We start from the raw sequence: 21390 nt of genomic DNA, 5'->3' as shown, positions 1-21390 counted from the left end.
GCTTAACTACGTTTATCAAAAAGAGCAATCAATGCCTTCACATAATCATCTTCCGTACGAATAGAAACCGAATCCACCCGGCATTTCTTGAACGAATCGCTCATGATAGTCTGCCGGCGGTTCCACCATTCCTTATAGGCTTCGCGAACACGGGCGGAAGAACTGTCGATCCAACGTTCTGCACCGGTTTCAGCATCTTTTATCTTCATCAATCCGACAGACGGAAGTTCGGTTTCGCGACGGTCGTACACCTGGATAGCCACCACGTCATGTTTACGGTTGGCAATCGTCAGGGCGTCCTTAAAACCATCCTTATCGATAAAGTCGGATATCAGGAAAGTCGTACAACGTTTCTTTATGGCGTTGGTCAGGAATTTCAAAACCTGAGCGATATCCGTCTTCGTATCCTGTGGCTTGAAGTCGATCAGTTCGCGAATGATATAAAGAATATGTTTTTTCCCCTTCTGAGGCGGAATAAATTTCTCGATCTTATCAGAGAAAAACACCACACCGATCTTATCGTTATTTTGTATAGCCGAAAAAGCCAGTGTCGCAGCGATCTCCGTAATAACCTCTTTCTTCATTACGTTCACGGAACCAAAGTCTCTACTACCCGATACGTCGATCAGCAACATCACGGTCAGTTCGCGCTCTTCTTCGAACACCTTTACATAAGGGCGCACATAGCGGGCGGTCACGTTCCAGTCGATATCGCGGATATCGTCGCCGTATTGATACTCGCGCACTTCGCTGAACGCCATACCACGGCCTTTAAAGGCAGAGTGGTATTGTCCTGCAAAAATATTGCGGGACAAGCCGCGGGTCTTTATTTCAATTCGCCGAACCTTCTTTAATAGTTCACTTGTTTCCATTTTTCTTCAATTTGTGCTTTCAAAACTGATGTAAAACCGTTTCCCAAGTTGGGAAAGCATTTTACAAGGGTGAAAAACCGTTTCCCAAGTCGGGAAAGCATTTTACAAGGGTGAAAAACTGTTTCCCAAACCGGGAAAGCATTTTACAAGGGTGCAAAGTCGTTTCCCAAACCGGGAAGGCATTTTTCACCAGTAAAAAAGCATTGCCAGAACCGAAGGTTAAGGCACCTCTACCTTATTAAGGATTTCGCTGATCACCTCTTCAGATGTCAGGTTATTCGCTTCCGCTTCGTAGCTCAAACCGATACGGTGGCGCATCACGTCGTGGCATACGGCACGGATATCTTCCGGAATCACATAACCTCTGCGTTTGATAAATGCATAAGCACGGGCAGCCAGCGCCAAATTGATGGAAGCACGGGGAGACGCACCGAATGCAATCATATTGGAAAGGTTTGCCAGGCCATGTTCCTGCGGGAAACGGGTTGCAAACACGATGTCGACGATGTAACGTTCGATCTTTTCATCCAGATATACTTCACGCACCACTTTACGTGCTTCCAGTATCTCGTTCTTTGTCAGGATCGGTTTGATATCCGGTTTGATGCCGGAGATATTCTGACGGATGATCAGTTTTTCTTCCTCTTTCTTCGGATAGTTGATGATCACTTTCAGCATGAAACGGTCTACCTGCGCTTCGGGCAGCGGATAAGTACCTTCCTGCTCGATCGGGTTCTGGGTTGCCATTACCAGGAAGGGTTCCGGCAACTTATACGTGTTTTCGCTGATTGTCACCTGACGTTCCTGCATGGCTTCCAACAGTGCACTCTGTACTTTGGCCGGTGCACGGTTAATTTCATCCGCCAACACAAAATTAGCGAAGACCGGGCCTTGTTTTACCTGAAATTCTTCGCTTTTCTGACTATAAATCATTGTACCGATCACGTCGGCCGGCAGCAAGTCCGGCGTAAACTGTATACGGCTGTATTTGGCATCGATCAGTGAGGCCAATGTTTTAATGGCAAGTGTTTTAGCCAAGCCGGGAACACCTTCCAGCAGGATATGCCCATCTGAAAGCAGACCGATCATTAACGATTCAACCAAATGCTTCTGTCCAACAATTACCTGGTCCATGCCCATCGTAATCATGTTTACAAACGAACTTTTACTCTCAATCCGTTCGTTCAACTCACGAATGTCTACTGTCTGACTCATAGATTTTTTTCTTATTTATATTGTTATTGTTTCTGCTTGTTTTTATAGTTGCACAAAATTAGAAATGTTAAATTCGTATCCTTCACTTTTGCAGTTAAATAATACTAACCGAAGCGAGAACTATTTTGTTTTATTTTACTTAAAATCGTGGATTTTAGTTACAATTTTCCGGACAATATTTCTGTCTGACGTGCAGCGGCTTTCTCTACGGAAGCACGGCTATGTTTGTCTATTCCGTACAGTTCCGGTGCAGGCACCTGTATCTCAGTACCTACGGGGACATTGTTCGGATCCTTGATGACTGATTTATTATATTCATACAGGTAAACCCAGAATATTTTACTCCCATAATATTCAAGAGAGATCAAGGTCAGACGGCTTCCCGGTTCTATTTTTACTTTTGCCAGTATTTTAGGTGTTTGTGCCGCAGGCTCGACTACCGGCGCTACGGATTCGACGGAAACAGTATCCTTCTCCTCTACCGTTTCAGGTTCCGCTTCTGTTACTTCGGGTTCTTCCACACGGGTCGTATCCTCAGGAACAACAGCTGTTCCCGGCAACGACATACCGGTCAGGACAGTCGATCCCGACGTATCAGATCCCAGGAATAAACTCCGGTTAAGATACAGGAAGATACCTGCTATTGCAACAATGGCAACGACACCGACGGATACCAGTATTTTGATCCAGGAAGAAGCCGTCGGCTCCTCGTCTTCAATCTGAAACCCGTCCATGCCAGGATAATTGGCAACAGAAGGTTCTTGCTTCGTTTCTTCTTTTAACTGGTCTGAAGATGTATTTTCCGGTTCGGTTTGCTCAGGAATATCATTTTCTGCCGGAGAGGGCTCGTCCGGGACTATCGATTCTTCGATTACTTCTTCCGGTTCATTTTCTGCGGGTTCTTCGACCGGCTGCTCAACCTCCGGAAGTTCTTCAGAAACACAGACATCATCTGTCGGCTGCAATGGCTCCGGTGTTTCAACGATCACTTCTTCGCTTTCCTGAAGGATTTCTTCGACAGATTCATCTTCCGCTTCTTTGTCTTCCACCGTATTGGATACGTCAAGGTCGGTAAAGTCAACATCTTCGTTCAATTCCGTAGTTTCAAAAAAAGAGAACGGTTTATTTACCAGTTCACGTAATTCTTTATCAGGGAGGAAGGAAAACTTATAATGTGCAGGTATCAGGAAACGCTCGCCGGTATTCACATGGATACTCTCCCGTTTTTCTACCAAAACGATTTTAAAACTACCAAGCCCTTTTATTTTAGCTACTTTATCGGTAAAAACTCCTTGTGATACGATGGCAATAAACTCTCTCAGGAACTGCTCGGCGCTATTCCTATCCTTTCCGGTACGCTCGGCCAGTAAACCGGCCAGATCTTGTATTGTCAGCCGACTATTCATTGTCGCTCAATTCTTTTAGTTTGGATTTCAGGGTCGCCCCCGGCTTAAAGACAGGAACCAGTTTGGGTGGGACCAGATAACGTTTTCCACTTGCAGGATTAACAGAGATACGTTCCGCTTTCTTCTTGACTTCAAACAGCCCGAATCCCTGTAAATAGACAGCATCATTATCCGCCAGTTTCGAACCGACCACAGCCCCAAAAGCGGCTAACATTTCTGTTACCTCTTTCGACGTCCATCCCAGTTTTACAGATAATTCTGTAATCAGTTCCTTGTTTTTCATACTTGCTTCATCTATAGATTCAGCCACGATATTAGTAATTTTTTTGTAAACAGACAAACTTCTTAATGCTTTTTATATCAAAGCAACACTTTTCCGTAAAGGTCGAAAGCCTGTGATTCTTCGATATTTACGTTGTAAAACTCTCCCGGTTTCAATGAGTGCTCTTTAAAAACAATCACTTCAGGATCTACCTCCGGAGAATCGAATTCGGTACGACCGATATAGCCGTCTTCCTCTTCCCGGTCGATTATTACTTTAAAAGTTTGACCCACTTTCGACTCATTCACCCCAGCAGATATTATCTCCTGTATCCGCATGAGATAATCCAGACGTTCCTGTTTGACTTCGTCGGGGACATCATCCGTATAATTTTTGAATGAATAGGTACCCTCTTCATGGCTATAGGCAAAAGCACCCATACGTTCGAAACGAGCCTTTTTGACAAACTCGACCAGTTCTTCAAAGTCCTGCTCCGTTTCACCCGGATGGCCCACCATCAAGGTTGTACGGATGTGGATACCCGGAACTTCTTCACGGATGCGTTCCAGCAAAGCATACGTTTCTTCCTTCGTGATATTGCGGCGCATTTTTGTAAGCATCGGATCGCTGATATGTTGTAAAGCGATATCCAGATATTTGCAGACATTTGCACGTTCACGCATCACCCGCAATAAATCATAAGGGAAATGGGTAGGATAAGCATAATGCAAGCGAATCCATTCCACTCCGGGGATATCAGAAATACGTTCGACCAATTCCGGCAACGCGTACCTTTTATATATATCTTTTCCGTAATAAGTCAAATCCTGGGCGATCACCTGAAATTCTTTTACACCCTGTGCCACAAGCAAACGGACCTCTTCTTCTATCTGCTCCATCGGAAGGGACTGGTAATGTCCGGTACTGATAGGAATGGCACAATAGGAACAAGTTCGGTTACACCCCTCCGCTATTTTCAGAAAGGCATAATGTTTCGGGGTGGTCAATACACGGTCGGAAGCCAGTTCACGATGATAAGACTTACCGATGTCGGTAAGAAGTTGCTTCCAGTTGAATTTACCGTAAAAGCGGTCTACCTCCGGCAATTCCTGTTTCATTTCCTCCAGAAAACGTTCGGTGAGACATCCCATTACATACAACTGGCCGATCTTTCCTTTTTTCTTGGCTTCACCCAGTTCCAGAATCATGTTTATCGATTCTTCCTGCGCATCACCGATAAAACCGCAGGTATTAACGACAACGATCTCCCCGTTTATTTTATGCGGATCATGCTCCACCGTATAACCGTTAGCTACAAACTGACGCATCAACTGTTCAGAATCGACCAGATTCTTCGAACATCCAAGCGTTATGATATCTACTTTATTTTTCCTCATATTATTTTACGAACTGATAGTAACTAGTTCCCCTCTTGAGAGGGGATAAGGGGTGTGTTATAATTCTGTCCAAAAACAGGCTTTAACACACCCCCTGCCCCCTCTCAAGAGGGGAAAAGTTACTCTTATCTGGTATTATTATTCTCCAAATAGCGAATTGACAAATTCCTTTTTATTAAAGACCTGCAAATCTTCCATTCCTTCACCCAGGCCGATATACTTCACCGGGATACGGAAATGGTCTGAAATACCGATCACTACACCACCTTTAGCCGTTCCGTCCAGTTTCGTTACAGCCAGCGCATTCACTTCGGTTGCAGCAGTAAATTGTTTTGCCTGTTCAAAAGCATTCTGACCTGTCGAACCGTCCAGAACCAACAAAACTTCGTGAGGAGCATCAGGGATAACCTTCTTCATCACATTCTTAATCTTGGTCAACTCATTCATCAAGTTTATCTTGTTATGCAAACGGCCGGCCGTATCGATGATAACGACATCCGCTCCATTTGCCTTGGCTGAACTAAGCGTATCAAACGCTACGGAAGCCGGATCAGACCCCATCTTTTGTTTTACGATAGGCACGCCTACCCGTTCACTCCAAATGACAAGCTGTTCCACCGCTGCGGCACGGAATGTATCGGCTGCTCCCAAATAGACATTCTTTCCGGCTTTCTTAAACTGGTAAGCCAGCTTTCCGATCGTAGTAGTCTTACCGACACCGTTCACACCGACTACCATAATTACATAGGGCTTTTTATCTTCCGGCACAGTAAAGCTTTCGGCATCTTCCGTATTGTTTTCGGTAAGCAGAGTTGCGATTTCATCGCGCAACAATGTCGTCAGTTCCTGGGTAGTTACATATTTATCCCGGGCTACGCGCTTTTCGATACGCTCAATGATCTTCAACGTCGTATCTACACCGACGTCGGAAGTGATAAGCACCTCTTCCAGATTATCCAATACTTCATCATCGACCTTGCTCTTACCGGCAATAGCCCTGGTGAGTTTAGAAAAAACATTTTCTTTGGTCTTAGATAACCCTTTGTCTAAAGTTTCCTTTTTTTCTTTACTGAAAAAGCTAAAAATACCCATATATTAATTCGCTTAATTTATTTCTGCTTAGAATGAGGCTGCTAAGTTACAACTTTTTTAGTTGACAGATGACAGTTGACCGTGGAAAGTTATTTGTTTTCCGTAAAAACAGCCCTGCCACCTGCTTGTTGCAACTTAACCGTTTCTTCCTTTATAGTCTTCGTAACCGAATGTTCTGTAGACCACCAGTTCATCATCCTTACTCCAGAGAGCCAATGACGGATGCGGTATGCCGTTGAACATGGATGTTTTGACAATCGTATAGTGAATCATATCTTCAAAAACGATCTTGTCCCCTATCTTCAACGGTTCATCGAATGACCAGTCTCCCATATAATCACCACTCAGACAACTGTTTCCGCCGATTCGGTAAGTAGGCTTTCCCTCTACCGGATCTGTTGCATTACGGATAACCGGTTTATATGGCATCTCCAGGCAATCAGGCATGTGGCAGGTAAACGAAGCGTCAATTATAGCCGTCTTTATTCCGTGGTTTTCAACGATATCCACAACGGTTGTCAGGAGAAATCCCGTTTGCCATGCAAAGGCACTTCCTGGCTCCATAATAATCTCTAAATCAGGATACTTAGCCTTAAAACCATGAAGTAATGATATCAGATGCTCCGTATCATATCCTTTGCGAGTCATCAGATGTCCGCCCCCCATATTCAACCATTTTATATGCGGAAGAAAACGTCCGAAACGCTTCTCCACTTCTCCCAATGTTTTTTCCAGATCGAACGAAGTCGATTCGCATAATGTATGGAAATGCAATCCTTCCACTCCTTCCGGTAACTTTTCACCCAGCAGGTCGGCTATAATGCCCATCCGCGAACCGGGCGCACAAGGATTATACAATTCCGTTTCCACATCCGAATATTCCGGATTAATGCGTAAACCGCACGATACCCGATTCCCATCTGCCTTTACCATCGGATAAAAACGCTCGAACTGAGACAAGGAATTAAAGGTTACATGACTACTGTATTTTAATATGGTAGGAAAATCCATTTCCGTATAAGCCGGCGAATAGGTATGTGCCGGACTTCCCATTTCTTCAAAAGCCAATTGTGCCTCAAACTTCGAACTGGCCGTCGAATAAGGTATATACTCACGAACGATCGGAAAAGATTTCCATAAAGCAAATGCTTTAAATGCAAGAATTATATTCACTCCTGCCCGCTCCTTCACACTTTTGATCAGTGCCAGGTTATTACGAAGCAGCTTCTCTTCCATTACATAACAAGGAGAGGGTATTACGTTGAAATCGATCATTTAGTTTCTTTATTCTATTAAACAAGCTACAAAGATAATCTTATATTCATAATATCCCAGCTTATAGACCTGAAGAAGATTTGTATGGTAACTAATTTGTTTTTGAGGACGTCGAAAACAAACTACATAGTAATAAATCCAATAAGCATATCCATTATCTGTCAACTATGACAATATAGCTTTTCTTCCCTTTTAACAATGAGAATAAAGGATACTATTTAGTAACATTATAGTGTCACCCACTTTCACTCAGTAAATAGTTATACTCACAGCTCTCAACTTAGGCTTGGCTAATTTTTATCTAACTATTGTACTTACACAAGGTATAGATTTTTTATTCGATTCAAACTTTCTTATTTGATATAAAATAGTATATTTGTCATTTGTATAAGTGTCCTGTAATTCTGAATATCATGAAACAACTATTATTACTTCTACTTCCTTTTTTATGTCTGTGTTGTAATTCATCCGACAAAGAATATGAAGATTACTCAAAAGAAGTTCTTATTACCGGGAAAGTTTTGAACAGAGATTTTTACCCGCAGGAAAAAGACTTAACACTTATCGTTCCTTTTTTTCGGGATCAGGAAACGAAATATGTTGTTCCTATTGCAGAGGACGGTAGTTTTTCATTCCATTTTTCTCCTTACGCTAAACTCCGGAATGTACAGATCAATAAGTTTGCAGACCATATATTAGTCAGTCCAGGCGATAGTTTGCATGTGGAGATAGACTTTAAAAACATACTTAATCCGAAGATTTTTGGAGATGCAGAGAAAAGGAATCAGGAAACAAATACTTTCGTACAGAGCGGACGCTATTATATAGAACACTATTCGATCAGAGGAGATCTGGAACCGGAGGCTTTTGATGCAGAACTGCAACAAGAATATCAACTACGACAAGAACGCAGACTGGAGTTTCTCGAAAAATATAAACCGGATGAAGAAATACAGCAATACACAAACAAACTCCTGAAAATCGATTATTATTGCACACTAATAAGCTACCTGAATAACCGGAGCTGGCAAAATAAAGATATCTCCAGATACAACAAACAGGAAATATTTGTTAAGGTCGATTCTCTTTTCGAAGGGGAAATCATTCCGTCAAATATATTCAAACTGACAGAGATCGTTAACTCTTTTATCTCTTACCCAATATATAAGATGAAGAAAGAGAAGACTACTCTCGATGATATCATAGCAGCCTACCCTACCGGAAAGAATATCAGGCAATATCTTTATGCTGCATCAATCTCACAATCGTTAATAAGTAACGATACAACACTCTTTTCCAGTCGGCAAAAACAGCTCGATTCAATTGTGCATATTCCTGTTTTAAACCGTGAACTTCATCTAGCTTATCAAAACAAAAAAGATTTTCTGAAAAATCCCCGTACCGTATCCAATTATATGCTTTATGGGAACTATTCTGATATGCCAAACTCAAAGATCGACACAGATTTTATGAAACCCATTTATGAAATACTGGACAAATATAAGGGAAAAGTAATCTACCTGGATTTTTGGACTACATCATGCCCTCCTTGCCTGAAAGAAATGGAACCACTCAAAAAACTTCGTAAAGAATATTCTCCGGGAGATGTCGTTATAGTAAGTATTTGTGCCGGCGGTCCCAAAAAGACATGGGAAGATTTAGTGAAACGGCTGGATCTGCAACAGCCAGGCATCGATTGCCTGTATCAAACAGACATTTCGGATGAGAACTCTTTTTATAAAATATTGAACCGACTGGAATTAAAAGGTTACCCTCATTATCTGTTACTCAATCGGGAAGGGATCATTGTGGATTATGGGACAGTGGTACGTCCCAGTGATCCGCGAACCAAACAGAAAATAAACAGTTTATTGTAAGCGTTTATTCGATAATCGTCAACCTGGCAAACTTCAATAGTAACTGTTTTTGTCCGAAATGGGTGAATGCTACCGTTGCTTTTGCATTTCCGCCATCGCCTTCGATAGCAATGACTTCTCCTTCTCCAAAACGGTCGTGACGTACTTTTGCTCCGACACGTAAACCGGAAAGGTCGGATGCAGGAGCAGAAGACGACGCCGGAGTGGATGTTGTTGTTTCTACTTTTGTCAAACGCTGGCGTTGCTGTGCCTGTGCCACAGGAGAGATAAAAGAAGGTTCTTCCTTCTCCACTGCACGTGGCTGCTGAAAAGGTGAAGTAAATGCCGGACGCTGGAACCGTTCGCGGGCAGCAGCAAAAGTATCTGCCGACGAATCCGCCGGAACATCCAGGAAGCGCACATCGATATCTTTCAGAAAACGGCTGGGAGAACACATGGCGCTTTGCCCGTTCCGGAAACGACTTTTGGCATAAGTCAGCACACAATTTTCTTCGGCACGGGTGATCGCTACATAGAACAAACGACGTTCCTCTTCTACCGCACGCGGATTATCCTTGGACATAGATGATGGGAACAACTCCTCTTCCAAACCGACAACAAACACATTTTTAAATTCCAGTCCCTTAGCGGCATGTACGGTCATCATCGTTACTTTATTAGCCTGCTCGTCTTTGTCATTATCCTGGTCGGTCAGCAGGGATACCTCCGAAAGGAAGTCTGCCAAAGAAACCTGTTCGACTCCTTCTTCACGTCTCAACTCACAGAACTCGGCAATACCTTTCAATAACTCCTGTAAGTTTTCCTGCTTACTAATCCCTTCCACCGAACGGTCCTGAAAAAGAGAACTGACAATCCCACTCTCCTTGACCACTATTGCTGCCATTTCTTCGGCGGACAAGCGAGTGTTCTGCTCTATGAAACGTTCAATCATCTCACGGAAATCAGTCAGTTTCTTCGCTGTCCCGCTATTGATAGGCAAGGCGTAGTCGACAGGAGCATTCAGTACCGTCCAAAGACTCACATTATTGTCTGTAGCCGCACTTATTACTTTACCGACAGTCGTATCTCCAATGCCGCGCGACGGATAATTGATAACACGCTTGAATGCTTCTTCGTCATGAGGATTCACAATCAGGCGCAGATAAGAAATGATATCTTTTATTTCCTTCCGCTGATAAAATGACAAACCGCCATATATTTTATAAGGAATACCTCTTTTACGGAGTGCCTCTTCCAGGATACGCGACTGTGCATTCGTCCGGTACAGGATGGCAAAGTCTGCATAATCATAATCTTTGCGCAACCGCAACTCATTGATTGCAGAAGCGACAGCATATCCTTCCTCGTAATCCGAATAAGAAGCAGAAATACGCACTTTGCTACCCTCTTCCTTCTCCGAATAGACATTTTTATGAATCTGTTCCTTGTTCTTATGAATCAGACTGTTTGCCGCATTTACAATATTTTGTGTAGAACGGTAATTACGCTCCAGTTTAAAGATACGGCATCCGGGATACTGATTTTTGAATTGCAGGATATTGTCAATATTGGCACCACGGAAAGAATAGATACTTTGTGCATCATCCCCTACCACACAGATGCGGCGATGCTGCTCACAAAGTCTTTGGACTATCAGGTGCTGCGCAAAGTTCGTGTCCTGATACTCATCAACCAACACGAACTGGAAGAAACTGCGGTATTTCTCCAACACCTGCGGATGGTCACGGAACAGGATATTTGTCTGAAGCAACAAATCATCGAAGTCCATGGCACCGGCCTGCTGGCAACGGTTCTGATACCGTTTATAGATTTCACGCAGTAAAGGAACTTTCGAATCTATGTCATGCTGCATCAGTTCCTTGCTTTGTTCGTAGGCTTTCCAGGTAACCAGCGCATTCTTGGCATTAGAGATACGGCTTTGCACCATGCCGAGGCGATATACCTTATCGTCCAGCTGCATCTCTTTAATGATAGCTTTCAGCAGGCTCTTCGAATCTGTCGTATCGTAAATGGTAAAGTTGGAAGGACACCCGATATGCTCCGCTTCATAACGCAAGATACGTGAGAAGATAGAGTGAAACGTCCCCATCCACAGACGGCGGGCCGTCTGGCCACCGGTAATGGCGGCGATACGTTCCTTCATTTCACGGGCTGCCTTATTAGTAAAAGTCAGTGCCAGGATACTTTGAGGTGCCAACCCCAGATGTACCAGATAAGCAATCTTATAAGTAAGCACCCTGGTCTTACCCGAACCGGCACCGGCAATCACCAATGACGGACCTTCGTTATATTCCACAGCTTCGCGCTGACTTTCATTCAGTTTATTCAGATATTCTTCCACGTACCTTTTCTTTTAGGAACACAAAGGTACTAATTTTTATTTATTCGGATTTCATTAAATCATCATTCCTGTTATTTAAAGGGATTCGCGCAAATTGATACGATTGTGTTAGCAAGGATTACAATAAATTATTACCTTCGGGCGTTAATTAAAGAAAAACGATGAACACACGGTTAGCAGCAAATCTATCGGTACTCTTTACAGCTTGTATGCTTGTACTATCATTCAGTTTCGGCTTTCACAACTACTCGGAGGCACAGAAAGCAATCGTTTCGGACCTGAACCAGGCATTGCAGCAGACCATTATGCAAAATTCCGAGCTATGGATGAATCAGGATACGCTCAAAACCTATTCGCGCCTGTCCGCCGTCTTCGGAAATCCCGTTTCCATCGAAAGTTATAACAAAGATTTTGCCGAAGCATTGAAGCTCGAGCAATTAAAAGATAAAAGCGGCATCATCGTACATGTCAAAAACAAGAAAGCCATAGATAAACCGGTAACAGACGCAACGCCGGGAAAAGACCAGACCAAGAATTACCTGGCAAGTGATACCATTATCTGGTTAAGTGCAAATCTGAACCTCCCCGAATCCTCCCAGGAAGATTTGGGAATCTCTTTTCAGGGGTATGTAAACTATTCAGCCTCCGACGTCCTGGCGCTGACAGACAAGAAGGCTCCCCTCCTGCTCCTCTTGCTTGCCCTCATGGCAGGTTGTCTTTCGTGGTTTTTAATGCGGCGCAAGCAGGCTGAAACTCCTGTACAAAAAGAAAACCTTATCGCTTTCGGAAATCTTACTTTCTCATGCGACAAGGCTTGTTTCTATAAAGAAGACCAGGAAAAACTACGGTTAACTCCGCAGCAATATAAAATAATGGAAATGTTCTACCTTACCTCTTCCCATATATTAGCACGCACTGATATTTGCGAAGCCCTATGGCCTGGCAAGGAGAATGCCGACGAAACGCTGAACACTCTGATACGCCGCCTCCGCCCGCTTATCGAGGAAAACAGCAATCTCAAAATAACGACAGACCGCGGACGGGCTTACCAGCTGGAAATCAAAGAACCGGTAACAGAGACCTATACCCAGACTGCCTGAACACGGAGAAACTTTTACACGTAAAAGAATAGTTATGAACAAAAATCAGCAACCGGAATGGCTTGAATGGGCCAAGGAACTACAATTTATCGCACAAGCGGGGTTAACATATTCAAAAGATGCTTTCGATATCGAACGGTTTGAACGCATCAGGGAAATATCGGCCGAAATAGTCAGCCGGCAAACCGGTTTGCCTTTGGAGAAAGTAAAGGACTTGTTTTGTAACGAAGAAGGTTTCCAAACACCTAAGCTGGACACAAGAGCCGCCATCTTTAAAGCCAACAGGATATTGCTGGTCAAAGAGAAAAACGGTACCTGGTCGTTACCCGGAGGTTGGGTGGACGTAAACCAGACCATAAAGTCGAACACGATAAAAGAAGTAAAAGAAGAAGCCGGCTTGGACGTCGAAGCAACCCGGATTATAGCGGTACAGGACCGGAACCTGCATAATCTGCCTCCCTATGCTTATAATGTCTGCAAAGTTTTTGTCCTCTGTGAAGCCAAAGGCGGAGATTTCCAGCCCAACATAGAAACAATAGAAAGCGGTTATTTCAGCCTCGATGAAATTCCCCCGCTAGCCGAAGAAAAGAATAATAAGGAACAGATAGAAATGTGCTTTGCCGCCTACCGGGATAAAAACTGGGAGGTACAGTTTGACTGAAAACCACGAATATCAATCATAAAACGTAAAACCATGAAGACAAAGTATCTATTAGGGATTTTGTTTGTAACAATGTTCACCGCATCATGCAACAGAACCATCGATAACAAGCACAGGTCATTGACTATACAAACAAAAGGTATAGAGTATGATTCTTTGTTCATCCGAAACACGGAGATTCCGCCTTTCTTTATAAAAGGGGAAAAGGCGGATAGCATCACATGGACATTTCAGATACCGGACAGCCTGTATAAAACGACAGCGTCTTTTGAGATACTCCCCAAGCCTTTTGACTGGAAGACTCTACACGATGTACGGTCATCATCTTTTCTGCTTCCTGGTGTCAGCCTTGCCATAAGCAACTTCCTGTCCAGAAAGAAATTTATCAGAAATTAAAAGATAAAGTAGATTTCGTAACCATATCCATAGATGAAAAGAAAACAATCAAACAATGGCAGGAATTTGTGAAGAAAGAGGAATTACCCTGGAGAAGCCTGCTAGCTTACCAGGATATAGCCGGAGTACGTGGCAAATATTATGTACCTCACATTCCGCATACCATATTAGTATATCCCGACGGCAATTTCGAACCATTCAATTTATGGGAAGAAAATGAGATAAACAAGCTATATGCATTAACAGGAAACTAAGCAAAACTTGCCGTCAGAATGAAAGTTGTACCAATATTACGGATATTGTTACCCTAATTACATGTCCCTGTTTTTAGATGTAAATCTCTTTGTATCTTTGTTACTGTTCAAATACTTACGACTTTGAAAAGTAAAACGATAAAAATAGGAACGGTTCACCAATGTAACTGCTACATGGGTAGCAAGACATTGCATCCTCTGGTCAGCGTCATCGACTTATCCGACAGTAACCTGACGCAGCAAAATATCAAGTTAGGCTTTTATGCCGTCCTGTTAAGGGAATGTCGGTGCGGGGATTTCCTGTACGGACGTCAATATTATGACTATTCTGACGGTACGCTCCTGTTCCTCACACCGGGAGAGACCATTGCGATAGATAACTGCTTATTGCCACAGAAAGGCAGGATGCTGGCATTTCATCCGGACCTTATCGGTTGCACTTCGTTGGGGCAGAATATACAGGATTACTCATTCTTTTCTTATCACAAAAATGAAGCCCTCCATATCTCGGCACGTGAGAAACAGAAAGTATCGGAATGTTTCGATAATATCCGTGAAGAGTTACAGCACGCCATAGATTGCCACAGCAAAACGCTGATAACAAAATACATCGAGTTGCTGCTGGATTATTGCACACGTTTCAACGAACGCCAGTTTATCACCCGTTGCGAAGCCAACAAGAAACTTCTCACCAAATTTGAGAAGATACTAAATGAATATTTCGAAGCAGACCGGGTGAAACGCAACGGTTTGCCTTCGGCTGAATATTGTGCGGATTTACTTCAGCTGTCACCCTCCTACTTCACAGATTTGCTGAAATATGAAACGGGGAAAAACATAAAGGAACACATACAGTTCAAACGTATCGAAATCGCCCGACAACGACTTCAGACAACCCACAAAACCGTCAACCAGATTGCTGACGAACTAGGCTATTCTTCAGTCCAGTATTTTACCCGGTTGTTTACCAAAATAGCCGGATGTTCACCCAACGAATACAGGCATCCCAACTGATACATTACATATCACTATCTTGCTTTTCGATGGAGAAAGGAGGAGGGATGAATAAAAGTTTCTTGCGGAGGAAACAAAAGTTTTGTGCGGTGGAAACTTTTGTTTTCTCAGCACAAAACAAAAGTTTAGACAGCAGAAAAACAAATAAACTATACCTGACAGCAATTATGGACATAGAGATAAATGTAATACCCCACAAGTGTAAGATGGTTGCATGTTGTATTTGAAAAGTAACAATAATGGTAGATATATCCCTGCTATTGTAGATACATTTATATCTACATTCGTATCATAGTCCGCTAATAAACAATAAATTACAACAGAAGTTGTAGATATTGCAGATAAGAACCTTTGAACTAAATCAATTCCGTCAATAGTTTGTCGTTTATTGTTCCAACAAACCTTCCAGATAACGTTCGGGCGGTAATCCGATGCGCTGCATGAATCCGGCAAGGGCACTAAAATTCAATCCTTCTTTCTCACTGTTAAGCAAAGCAACCCGGCGAATCACACTTAACGGCAAAGAAATAGGAACGGAAGGCAGTAACTGTCCGTTATCGTACCGGTAACCGGCTTCGGACGGACTGCGGAGGACTGCCAGCCGCCATTCTTTTTCCGGAGCAGACAGTGGTTTCTTTACTTCCAGGCAGGCATTGCATAAAAGAGAAAAGAAACGTGAATCGGCAGTAAAGCCGCTGTGTTCTTCATCGAAAAAGAATTTATCGTACTCGCGGTCCATCTGGGTAATGAAATTATCGAGTATCTGTTTTTCGTCGTATTTACAGCGTACCAGGAATATGTTTTCAAAAAGACAATGTTCGGCTAATTGCTCATAGTCAAACGATAACCGCAGATAAGGCTGTCGGGTTGACCACACCTTTTCAGGCAGAACGGTTTCATTCTCATAGAAGGAGAACTTATAAAGTTCCATCTCCGGCCCGATCAGCATCCGGCGCTTTTCACGAAAAAAAGGAATAGCCTGTTTGCTGCTTTCCAAAGGAATACCTTTTTGTGCCTCATATGCTCCGATAGCCTTCCGGAGCAGCGATAATCCATATTGATATTCTTCTTCAGGAACCGTATATAATAAATTCTCAGCCTGTAAAATAAGTGCCGGTTCGCCGGCCGGTCCGGTGCATCCTTCAACGAACGATTGCAATGATATATAGCCTGATAATTCCATTAATTTAATATTTTTTGTAGGCAAAGATACACTATAATTCAGAGAATTACTACCTTTGTTTCAACTATAAACAATTCTAATAACCAATTACAAGAAGATGAAACGTCGTGATTTCTTAAAGACCAGTGTAGTAGCTGGCGCCGCTCTCTCAATAGACTTTACCGGGTTGCAAGCTGCGTTGTCCAGCAATACGATGGCAGTAGAACAAGCTCCCGAAATGGTCGCCGTAATGGGTGGAGAACCCGAAGTCATGCTTGACAAAGCATTGGAGACCCTGGGGGGAATCGGTAAATACATCAAGAAAGGGCAAAAAGTCGTTATCAAACCGAACATCGGCTGGGACCGTACACCGGAACTGGCAGGAAACACTAATCCGGGACTAATCAAGGCATTGGTAAAGAAGTGCCTGGAAGCCGGAGCTGAAAAAGTGACTGTTTTCGACCATACCTGCGACAACTGGCAGAAATGTTACGAAAGCAGTGGCATCGCTGCCGCCGTCAAAGAAGCCGGAGGTATCATCATGCCAGCCAACGATGAAAAGTATTTCAAAGAAGTATCCATCCCTAACGGAGTAAAAGTAAAGTCTGCAAAGATACATGAAGCGTTGATTGAAGCGGATGCGTGGATTAACGTGCCTATCCTGAAGAACCACGGCGGAGCGAAACTGTCGTGTGCCATGAAGAACTACATGGGTATCGTGTGGGACCGCCGTTTCTTCCATCAGAACGACTTGCAACAATGTATCGCCGACATCTGCACCTGGCAGAAGAAACCAGTATTGAACATTGTGGATGCTTACCGTATGATGCATCAGAACGGACCGCAGGGTAAAAGCGCTGCCGACGTAGCTACATTGAAATCCATGATTGTTTCCCCGAATATCATTGCTATCGACACGGCTGCCCTGGCTTTGTTCAACCAGGTAAAGAAACTGGATATGGAAGCCGTAAGCCATATCAGCAAAGGCGAAGAATTGAAACTGGGAACAACGGATTTGAAGAAAGTCAATATCAAACGTATTAAGATTTAATGAAGCGATTAAATTATCAGAAAGGAGTGAGAGTACTTCTCGCACTCCTGTTTTTTGTACCTATACTCTTGTTTTTTCTTGATTTCACCAACAAGATGCCGGTGGATGTACATAAGTTTCTGCATATCCAATTATTGCCCGCAGTATTAGGCGGCATGTTTGGTATTGTTGCAGTATTGCTTATTATGACATACCTTTTTGGACGTATATACTGTTCAGCCATTTGTCCGGCCGGGATTCTGCAAGATATCATCAACCGTCTGTTTTGTATTGGTAAAAAGAAGAAAAAAGGTGTTCGCCGTTTCAGTTATCATAAGCCAATGAACTGGCTACGATATTCAATACTGGCCCTAACAGTGGTGACTACCGCATTGGGATTTTCCGGGTTATGTTTATTGCTCGACCCTTATAGCAATTTCGGTCGTATAGCAGCAAACCTGTTTCGTCCTGCTGTGATGTGGGGAAATAATGTATTAGCCGACTGGCTGATGAAGATGGATAACTATTCTTTATTCCATGTTACAATCAGTACGGTTAGTATTGCCGGATTAATATCTGCCATTGTTGCACTGGTCGTATTTATTGTAATGGTTATTTTCCGGGGGCGTTTGTTTTGCAATACATTATGTCCCGTTGGAGCCTTACTCAGTCTGGTATCACGTTATTCACAAATGCGTATCTCGTTTGACAAGGAAGCCTGCAACCATTGCGGCAACTGCGAACGAACCTGCAAGGCGGAAGCTATTAATGCAAAAGAGATGACGGTCGACTCATCGCGTTGCGTGGATTGCTTCAATTGCGTTTCTTCCTGCTCCAAAGGTGGATTACAATACCGTTTCAAACCGGCTTTCCATAAAGAGAATGACAATCTTGTCCCCGTGCCTGACACGGGGCCGCAGAAGGACAGACATTCTCAATCTGCTGCCGATACGGGCAGTTCCAATGCGATCCCGTGTCAAGCACGGGAACGGACAAGTGCTTCTAACAGCCGCCGTACCTTCTTGGCAACCGGAGTAACGGTTGCTGCAACATTGCCTGTTGTTTCGGCTATAGCAGATGGCGTCGGACAAGCCAAAGGACATGGTCAAGGCAACGGTCACGGAAAGAAAAAAGGTCGGAAGAAATGGCCGCCCATCACCCCTCCCGGTTCCCTGAACCTGGAACGGTTTAAAGACAAATGTACGGGATGCCATATCTGTGTCGTGAAATGTCCCAGCCAGGTATTACGTCCGGCAGGGCTTGAATATGGTTTCGACTATCTATTGAAACCACGCATGGCTTATATCAGCAGTTATTGTAACTATGAATGTACCATTTGCTCGGAAGTCTGTCCGGCCGAAGCTCTCAAACCGATTTCCGTAGAAGAAAAGAAATCGTTGCAAGTCGGCATTGCCACCTTCTTTATTAACCGTTGTATAGTGAAGACGGAAGGGACCGATTGCGGTGCCTGCTCCGAACACTGTCCGACACAAGCGGTACATATGGTTCCTTATAAAGGGACGCTGACTATTCCCGAAGTAAATCCGGACCTGTGTGTCGGTTGCGGCGGCTGCGAATCCATTTGCCCGGTACGTCCGATGCGTGCCATTATCGTAAAAGCAAATACGGTGCATCAGACCATTGTTTTGCCGGAAGAGGAAGAAGTTAAAAACGTAGAAGTCGATGACTTCGGATTCTAACGGAAAAATGCTACCTTTGCAAGCAAATTTTGCAGAATGAAATTCGAATTACAACACAACGATACTAAAACAAATGCAAGGGCGGGCTTGATTACAACCGACCACGGGGTAATCGAGACGCCCATTTTTATGCCTGTCGGAACACAAGGCACAGTGAAAGGAGTCCACATGACCGAGTTGAAAGAAGATATCGACGCCCAGATTATCCTGGGTAACACCTATCATCTTTATCTTCGACCGGGTCTTGAAATACTGGAAAAGGCCGGCGGACTTCATAAGTTCAATACATGGGACCGTCCTATCCTGACCGACAGCGGTGGCTTCCAGGTGTTCTCGCTTTCCGACAACCGTAAACTGCATGAGGAAGGTGCCGAATTCCGCTCGCATATCGACGGATCGAAGCATCTCTTCACACCGGAGAAAGTAATGGATATCCAACGTATCATCGGAGCCGATATCATTATGGCTTTCGACGAATGCTGTCCAGGTGATGCCGATTACGACTATGCCAAGAAATCACTGGGACTGACCGAACGTTGGCTGGACCGTTGTTTCGACCGTTTCAACGCCACGGAACCGAAATACGGATATCAGCAATGTCTCTTCCCGATTGTACAAGGTTGCGTATATCCGGACCTGCGCCGTCACGCCGCTGAAAACGTTGCCAGGAAGGGAGCTGACGGGAATGCCATCGGCGGACTGGCTGTCGGCGAACCGACCGAGAAGATGTACGAAATGATCGAGGTTGTAAATGAAATATTGCCGAAAGACAAGCCCCGTTACCTGATGGGTGTCGGTACGCCGATAAACCTGCTGGAAGCTATCGAACGCGGCGTGGATATGTTCGACTGCATCATGCCGACCCGCAACGGACGCAACGGGCAGCTTTTCACCCGTTTCGGCACCATCAATATCCGTAACAAGAAATGGGAAGACGACTTCTCCCCCATCGACTCCGACGGAAACTCTTATGTGGATACGCTTTACAGCAAAGCCTACCTGCATCATCTGGTCAAAGTAAACGAACTGTTGGGCTTACAAATCGCCTCCATCCATAACCTCGCCTTTTACCTATGGCTGGTGAAGGAAGCACGCAGGCACATCATTGCCGGCGATTTCTCTACCTGGAAAAGCGGCATGGTGCAACAACTTGACAACAGACTTTAAAAGTTGACAGTCAACTAAAAAAGACATTCGCATGAAATTCAAATTAAGACGGATAGACTGGTATATCATCAAGCAATTTCTCGGGACGTATGTTTTCGCGATTATACTGATTATCTCTATCTCGGTAGTTTTCGATATAAACGAGAAGATTGACAAGTTCCTGAAGCCGGACGTGCCCCTGCAGGCCATTATCCTGGATTATTACATGAACTTTATCCCGTACTTTGCCAACCTGTTCAGTCCGCTGTTCACGTTTATTGCGGTTATCTTCTTCACCTCCAAGCTGGCAGACAATTCGGAGATTATTGCAATGCTTGCCAGCGGCATGAGTTTCCGGCGGCTTATGTTGCCGTATGCTATTTCGGCGGGGATTATTGCGATAGCCAGTTTTATATTGAGCGCGTTCATTATTCCTCCGGCAAATATTACACGTATTGACTTCCAGAATAAGTATATCCGAAATAAAAAGGTAGAATATGCCCGCAATATCCAGATTGAAGTGGAGCCGGGCGTGATTGCCTATTTCGACCGCTACGATGCGCGTCCGAATATGGGTTACCGTTTCTCTCTGGAACATTTCGAAAACAAGAAGCTGGTATCCAAACTGACTGCCAACTCCATCAAATACGACTCTCTGTACAAATGGACTGTCATCGATTATATGATACGTGATTTCGACGGAATGCGCGAACATATTACCGAAGGTTCCCGCAAGGACACTACGCTGACGATTATTCCTTCCGACTTCCTGATTTCCGTCACCGACTGCGAAACGATGACTTCACCGGAGTTGGCAACCTATATCGAACGTCAGAAAACGCGTGGTATCGGTAATATCCAGACATTCCAGATAGAATATCATAAGCGCTTTGCCTCCATCATGGCGGCATTTATCCTGACCTCCATCGGGGCGTCTCTTTCTTCGCGCAAAATCAAAGGGGGAATGGGATTGAATATCGGTATCGGACTGGCGCTGAGTTTCTCCTATATCCTGTTTACGACAGTGACATCGACCTTTGCAATCAACGGATATGTGAGTCCGATGGTGGCAGCCTGGATTCCAAATATCCTTTATACGTTTATCGCCATTTATCTGTATCAGAAGGCGCCGAGGTAATACGGAATCTCAAACTAAAATGAATATAATAGACACAAAACCCAAGCCGTTT

The 21390-nt window shown here is 43.9% G+C and carries 19 protein-coding genes; 10 read left to right on the top strand and 9 right to left on the bottom strand.

The genetic code is table 11. The features are described from left to right. Positions 1–2: 2 nt before the first annotated feature. The 7 genes from K6V26_RS08820 to nspC form a co-directional block, all read right to left on the bottom strand. Complete coding sequence (locus K6V26_RS08820) at positions 3–872, bottom strand: DUF58 domain-containing protein (RefSeq protein WP_010803197.1); 870 nt, start codon at positions 870–872, stop codon at positions 3–5. A gap of 219 nt (positions 873–1091) precedes the next feature. Next, positions 1092–2087, bottom strand: a complete 996-nt coding sequence (locus tag K6V26_RS08815) for an AAA family ATPase (protein ID WP_007656548.1) — start codon at positions 2085–2087, stop codon at positions 1092–1094. Between the two features lie 158 nt (positions 2088–2245). Then, the gene (locus K6V26_RS08810) at positions 2246–3493 is read right to left on the bottom strand and encodes an HU family DNA-binding protein (RefSeq protein ID WP_122327850.1); all 1248 of its coding nucleotides are present in this window, start codon (positions 3491–3493) and stop codon (positions 2246–2248) included. After that, a complete protein-coding gene (locus K6V26_RS08805) occupies positions 3486–3776 on the bottom strand; it encodes an HU family DNA-binding protein (protein ID WP_044214631.1) in 291 nt (96 codons plus the stop codon). Before K6V26_RS08805 ends, K6V26_RS08810 begins: the two co-directional genes overlap by 8 nt. A 77-nt stretch (positions 3777–3853) precedes the next feature. Next, a complete protein-coding gene (gene rimO / locus K6V26_RS08800; protein ID WP_224265133.1) occupies positions 3854–5152 on the bottom strand; it encodes a 30S ribosomal protein S12 methylthiotransferase RimO in 1299 nt (432 codons plus the stop codon). A 138-nt stretch (positions 5153–5290) separates the two neighbouring features. Continuing rightward, the gene (ftsY, locus tag K6V26_RS08795; RefSeq protein WP_007656544.1) at positions 5291–6244 is read right to left on the bottom strand and encodes a signal recognition particle-docking protein FtsY; all 954 of its coding nucleotides are present in this window, start codon (positions 6242–6244) and stop codon (positions 5291–5293) included. A 135-nt stretch (positions 6245–6379) separates the two neighbouring features. Next, entirely contained in the window at positions 6380–7519 is a 1140-nt protein-coding gene (nspC, locus tag K6V26_RS08790; protein ID WP_048315309.1) for a carboxynorspermidine decarboxylase, read from the bottom strand. A gap of 413 nt (positions 7520–7932) precedes the next feature. Here nspC and K6V26_RS08785 point away from each other — a divergent pair, with 413 nt between their 5' ends. Continuing rightward, the gene (locus K6V26_RS08785; protein WP_224265132.1) at positions 7933–9396 is read left to right on the top strand and encodes a TlpA family protein disulfide reductase; all 1464 of its coding nucleotides are present in this window, start codon (positions 7933–7935) and stop codon (positions 9394–9396) included. A 4-nt stretch (positions 9397–9400) separates the two neighbouring features. Here the strand turns inward: K6V26_RS08785 and K6V26_RS08780 are convergent, their stop codons facing one another. Beyond that, entirely contained in the window at positions 9401–11737 is a 2337-nt protein-coding gene (locus K6V26_RS08780; protein WP_224265131.1) for an ATP-dependent helicase, read from the bottom strand. Positions 11738–11898: 161 nt separating this feature from the next. Here K6V26_RS08780 and K6V26_RS08775 point away from each other — a divergent pair, with 161 nt between their 5' ends. The 5 genes from K6V26_RS08775 (at position 11899) to K6V26_RS08755 (ending at position 15162) form a co-directional block, all read left to right on the top strand. After that, entirely contained in the window at positions 11899–12837 is a 939-nt protein-coding gene (locus K6V26_RS08775; protein ID WP_224265130.1) for a helix-turn-helix domain-containing protein, read from the top strand. A gap of 34 nt (positions 12838–12871) precedes the next feature. Continuing rightward, positions 12872–13498 carry an NUDIX hydrolase N-terminal domain-containing protein gene (locus K6V26_RS08770; RefSeq protein ID WP_224265129.1) on the top strand — a complete coding sequence of 209 codons (627 nt, stop codon included), beginning with the start codon at positions 12872–12874 and terminating at the stop codon, positions 13496–13498. A gap of 33 nt (positions 13499–13531) precedes the next feature. Further along, positions 13532–13894, top strand: coding sequence for a hypothetical protein (locus K6V26_RS08765; protein WP_010803206.1), 363 nt, complete (start codon positions 13532–13534; stop codon positions 13892–13894). Next, the gene (locus K6V26_RS08760) at positions 13792–14148 is read left to right on the top strand and encodes a TlpA family protein disulfide reductase (RefSeq protein WP_081615945.1); all 357 of its coding nucleotides are present in this window, start codon (positions 13792–13794) and stop codon (positions 14146–14148) included. Before K6V26_RS08765 ends, K6V26_RS08760 begins: the two co-directional genes overlap by 103 nt. 123 nt (positions 14149–14271) lie before the next feature. Next, positions 14272–15162 (top strand): helix-turn-helix domain-containing protein, encoded by an 891-nt coding sequence (locus K6V26_RS08755; RefSeq protein ID WP_044214452.1) that lies wholly within the window; start codon positions 14272–14274, stop codon positions 15160–15162. A gap of 385 nt (positions 15163–15547) precedes the next feature. Here K6V26_RS08755 and K6V26_RS08750 read toward each other — a convergent pair whose 3' ends face one another. Next, on the bottom strand, positions 15548–16345 hold the full coding sequence (locus K6V26_RS08750; RefSeq protein WP_224265128.1) for a hypothetical protein: 798 nt from the start codon (positions 16343–16345) through the stop codon (positions 15548–15550). Between the two features lie 97 nt (positions 16346–16442). On the opposite strand from K6V26_RS08750, the gene K6V26_RS08745 reads away from it, so the two are divergent. From K6V26_RS08745 to K6V26_RS08730, 4 genes are read left to right on the top strand one after another with little or no spacing between them, the layout of a single operon-like run. After that, a complete protein-coding gene (locus K6V26_RS08745) occupies positions 16443–17375 on the top strand; it encodes a DUF362 domain-containing protein (RefSeq protein ID WP_010803209.1) in 933 nt (310 codons plus the stop codon). Continuing rightward, the gene (locus tag K6V26_RS08740) at positions 17375–19054 is read left to right on the top strand and encodes a 4Fe-4S binding protein (RefSeq protein WP_224265127.1); all 1680 of its coding nucleotides are present in this window, start codon (positions 17375–17377) and stop codon (positions 19052–19054) included. Before K6V26_RS08745 ends, K6V26_RS08740 begins: the two co-directional genes overlap by 1 nt. A 36-nt stretch (positions 19055–19090) precedes the next feature. Then, on the top strand, positions 19091–20221 hold the full coding sequence (tgt, locus tag K6V26_RS08735; RefSeq protein ID WP_128135676.1) for a tRNA guanosine(34) transglycosylase Tgt: 1131 nt from the start codon (positions 19091–19093) through the stop codon (positions 20219–20221). Between the two features lie 31 nt (positions 20222–20252). Next, positions 20253–21338 (top strand): LptF/LptG family permease, encoded by a 1086-nt coding sequence (locus tag K6V26_RS08730; RefSeq protein ID WP_007656526.1) that lies wholly within the window; start codon positions 20253–20255, stop codon positions 21336–21338. The last annotated feature ends 52 nt before the right edge of the window (positions 21339–21390 follow it).

It is taken from the genome of Parabacteroides goldsteinii (assembly GCF_020091425.1).
GTDB lineage: Bacteria > Bacteroidota > Bacteroidia > Bacteroidales > Tannerellaceae > Parabacteroides > Parabacteroides goldsteinii.
Note: the sequence above shows the minus strand (reverse complement) of the source record. Positions and strands in the feature narration are given on the sequence as shown.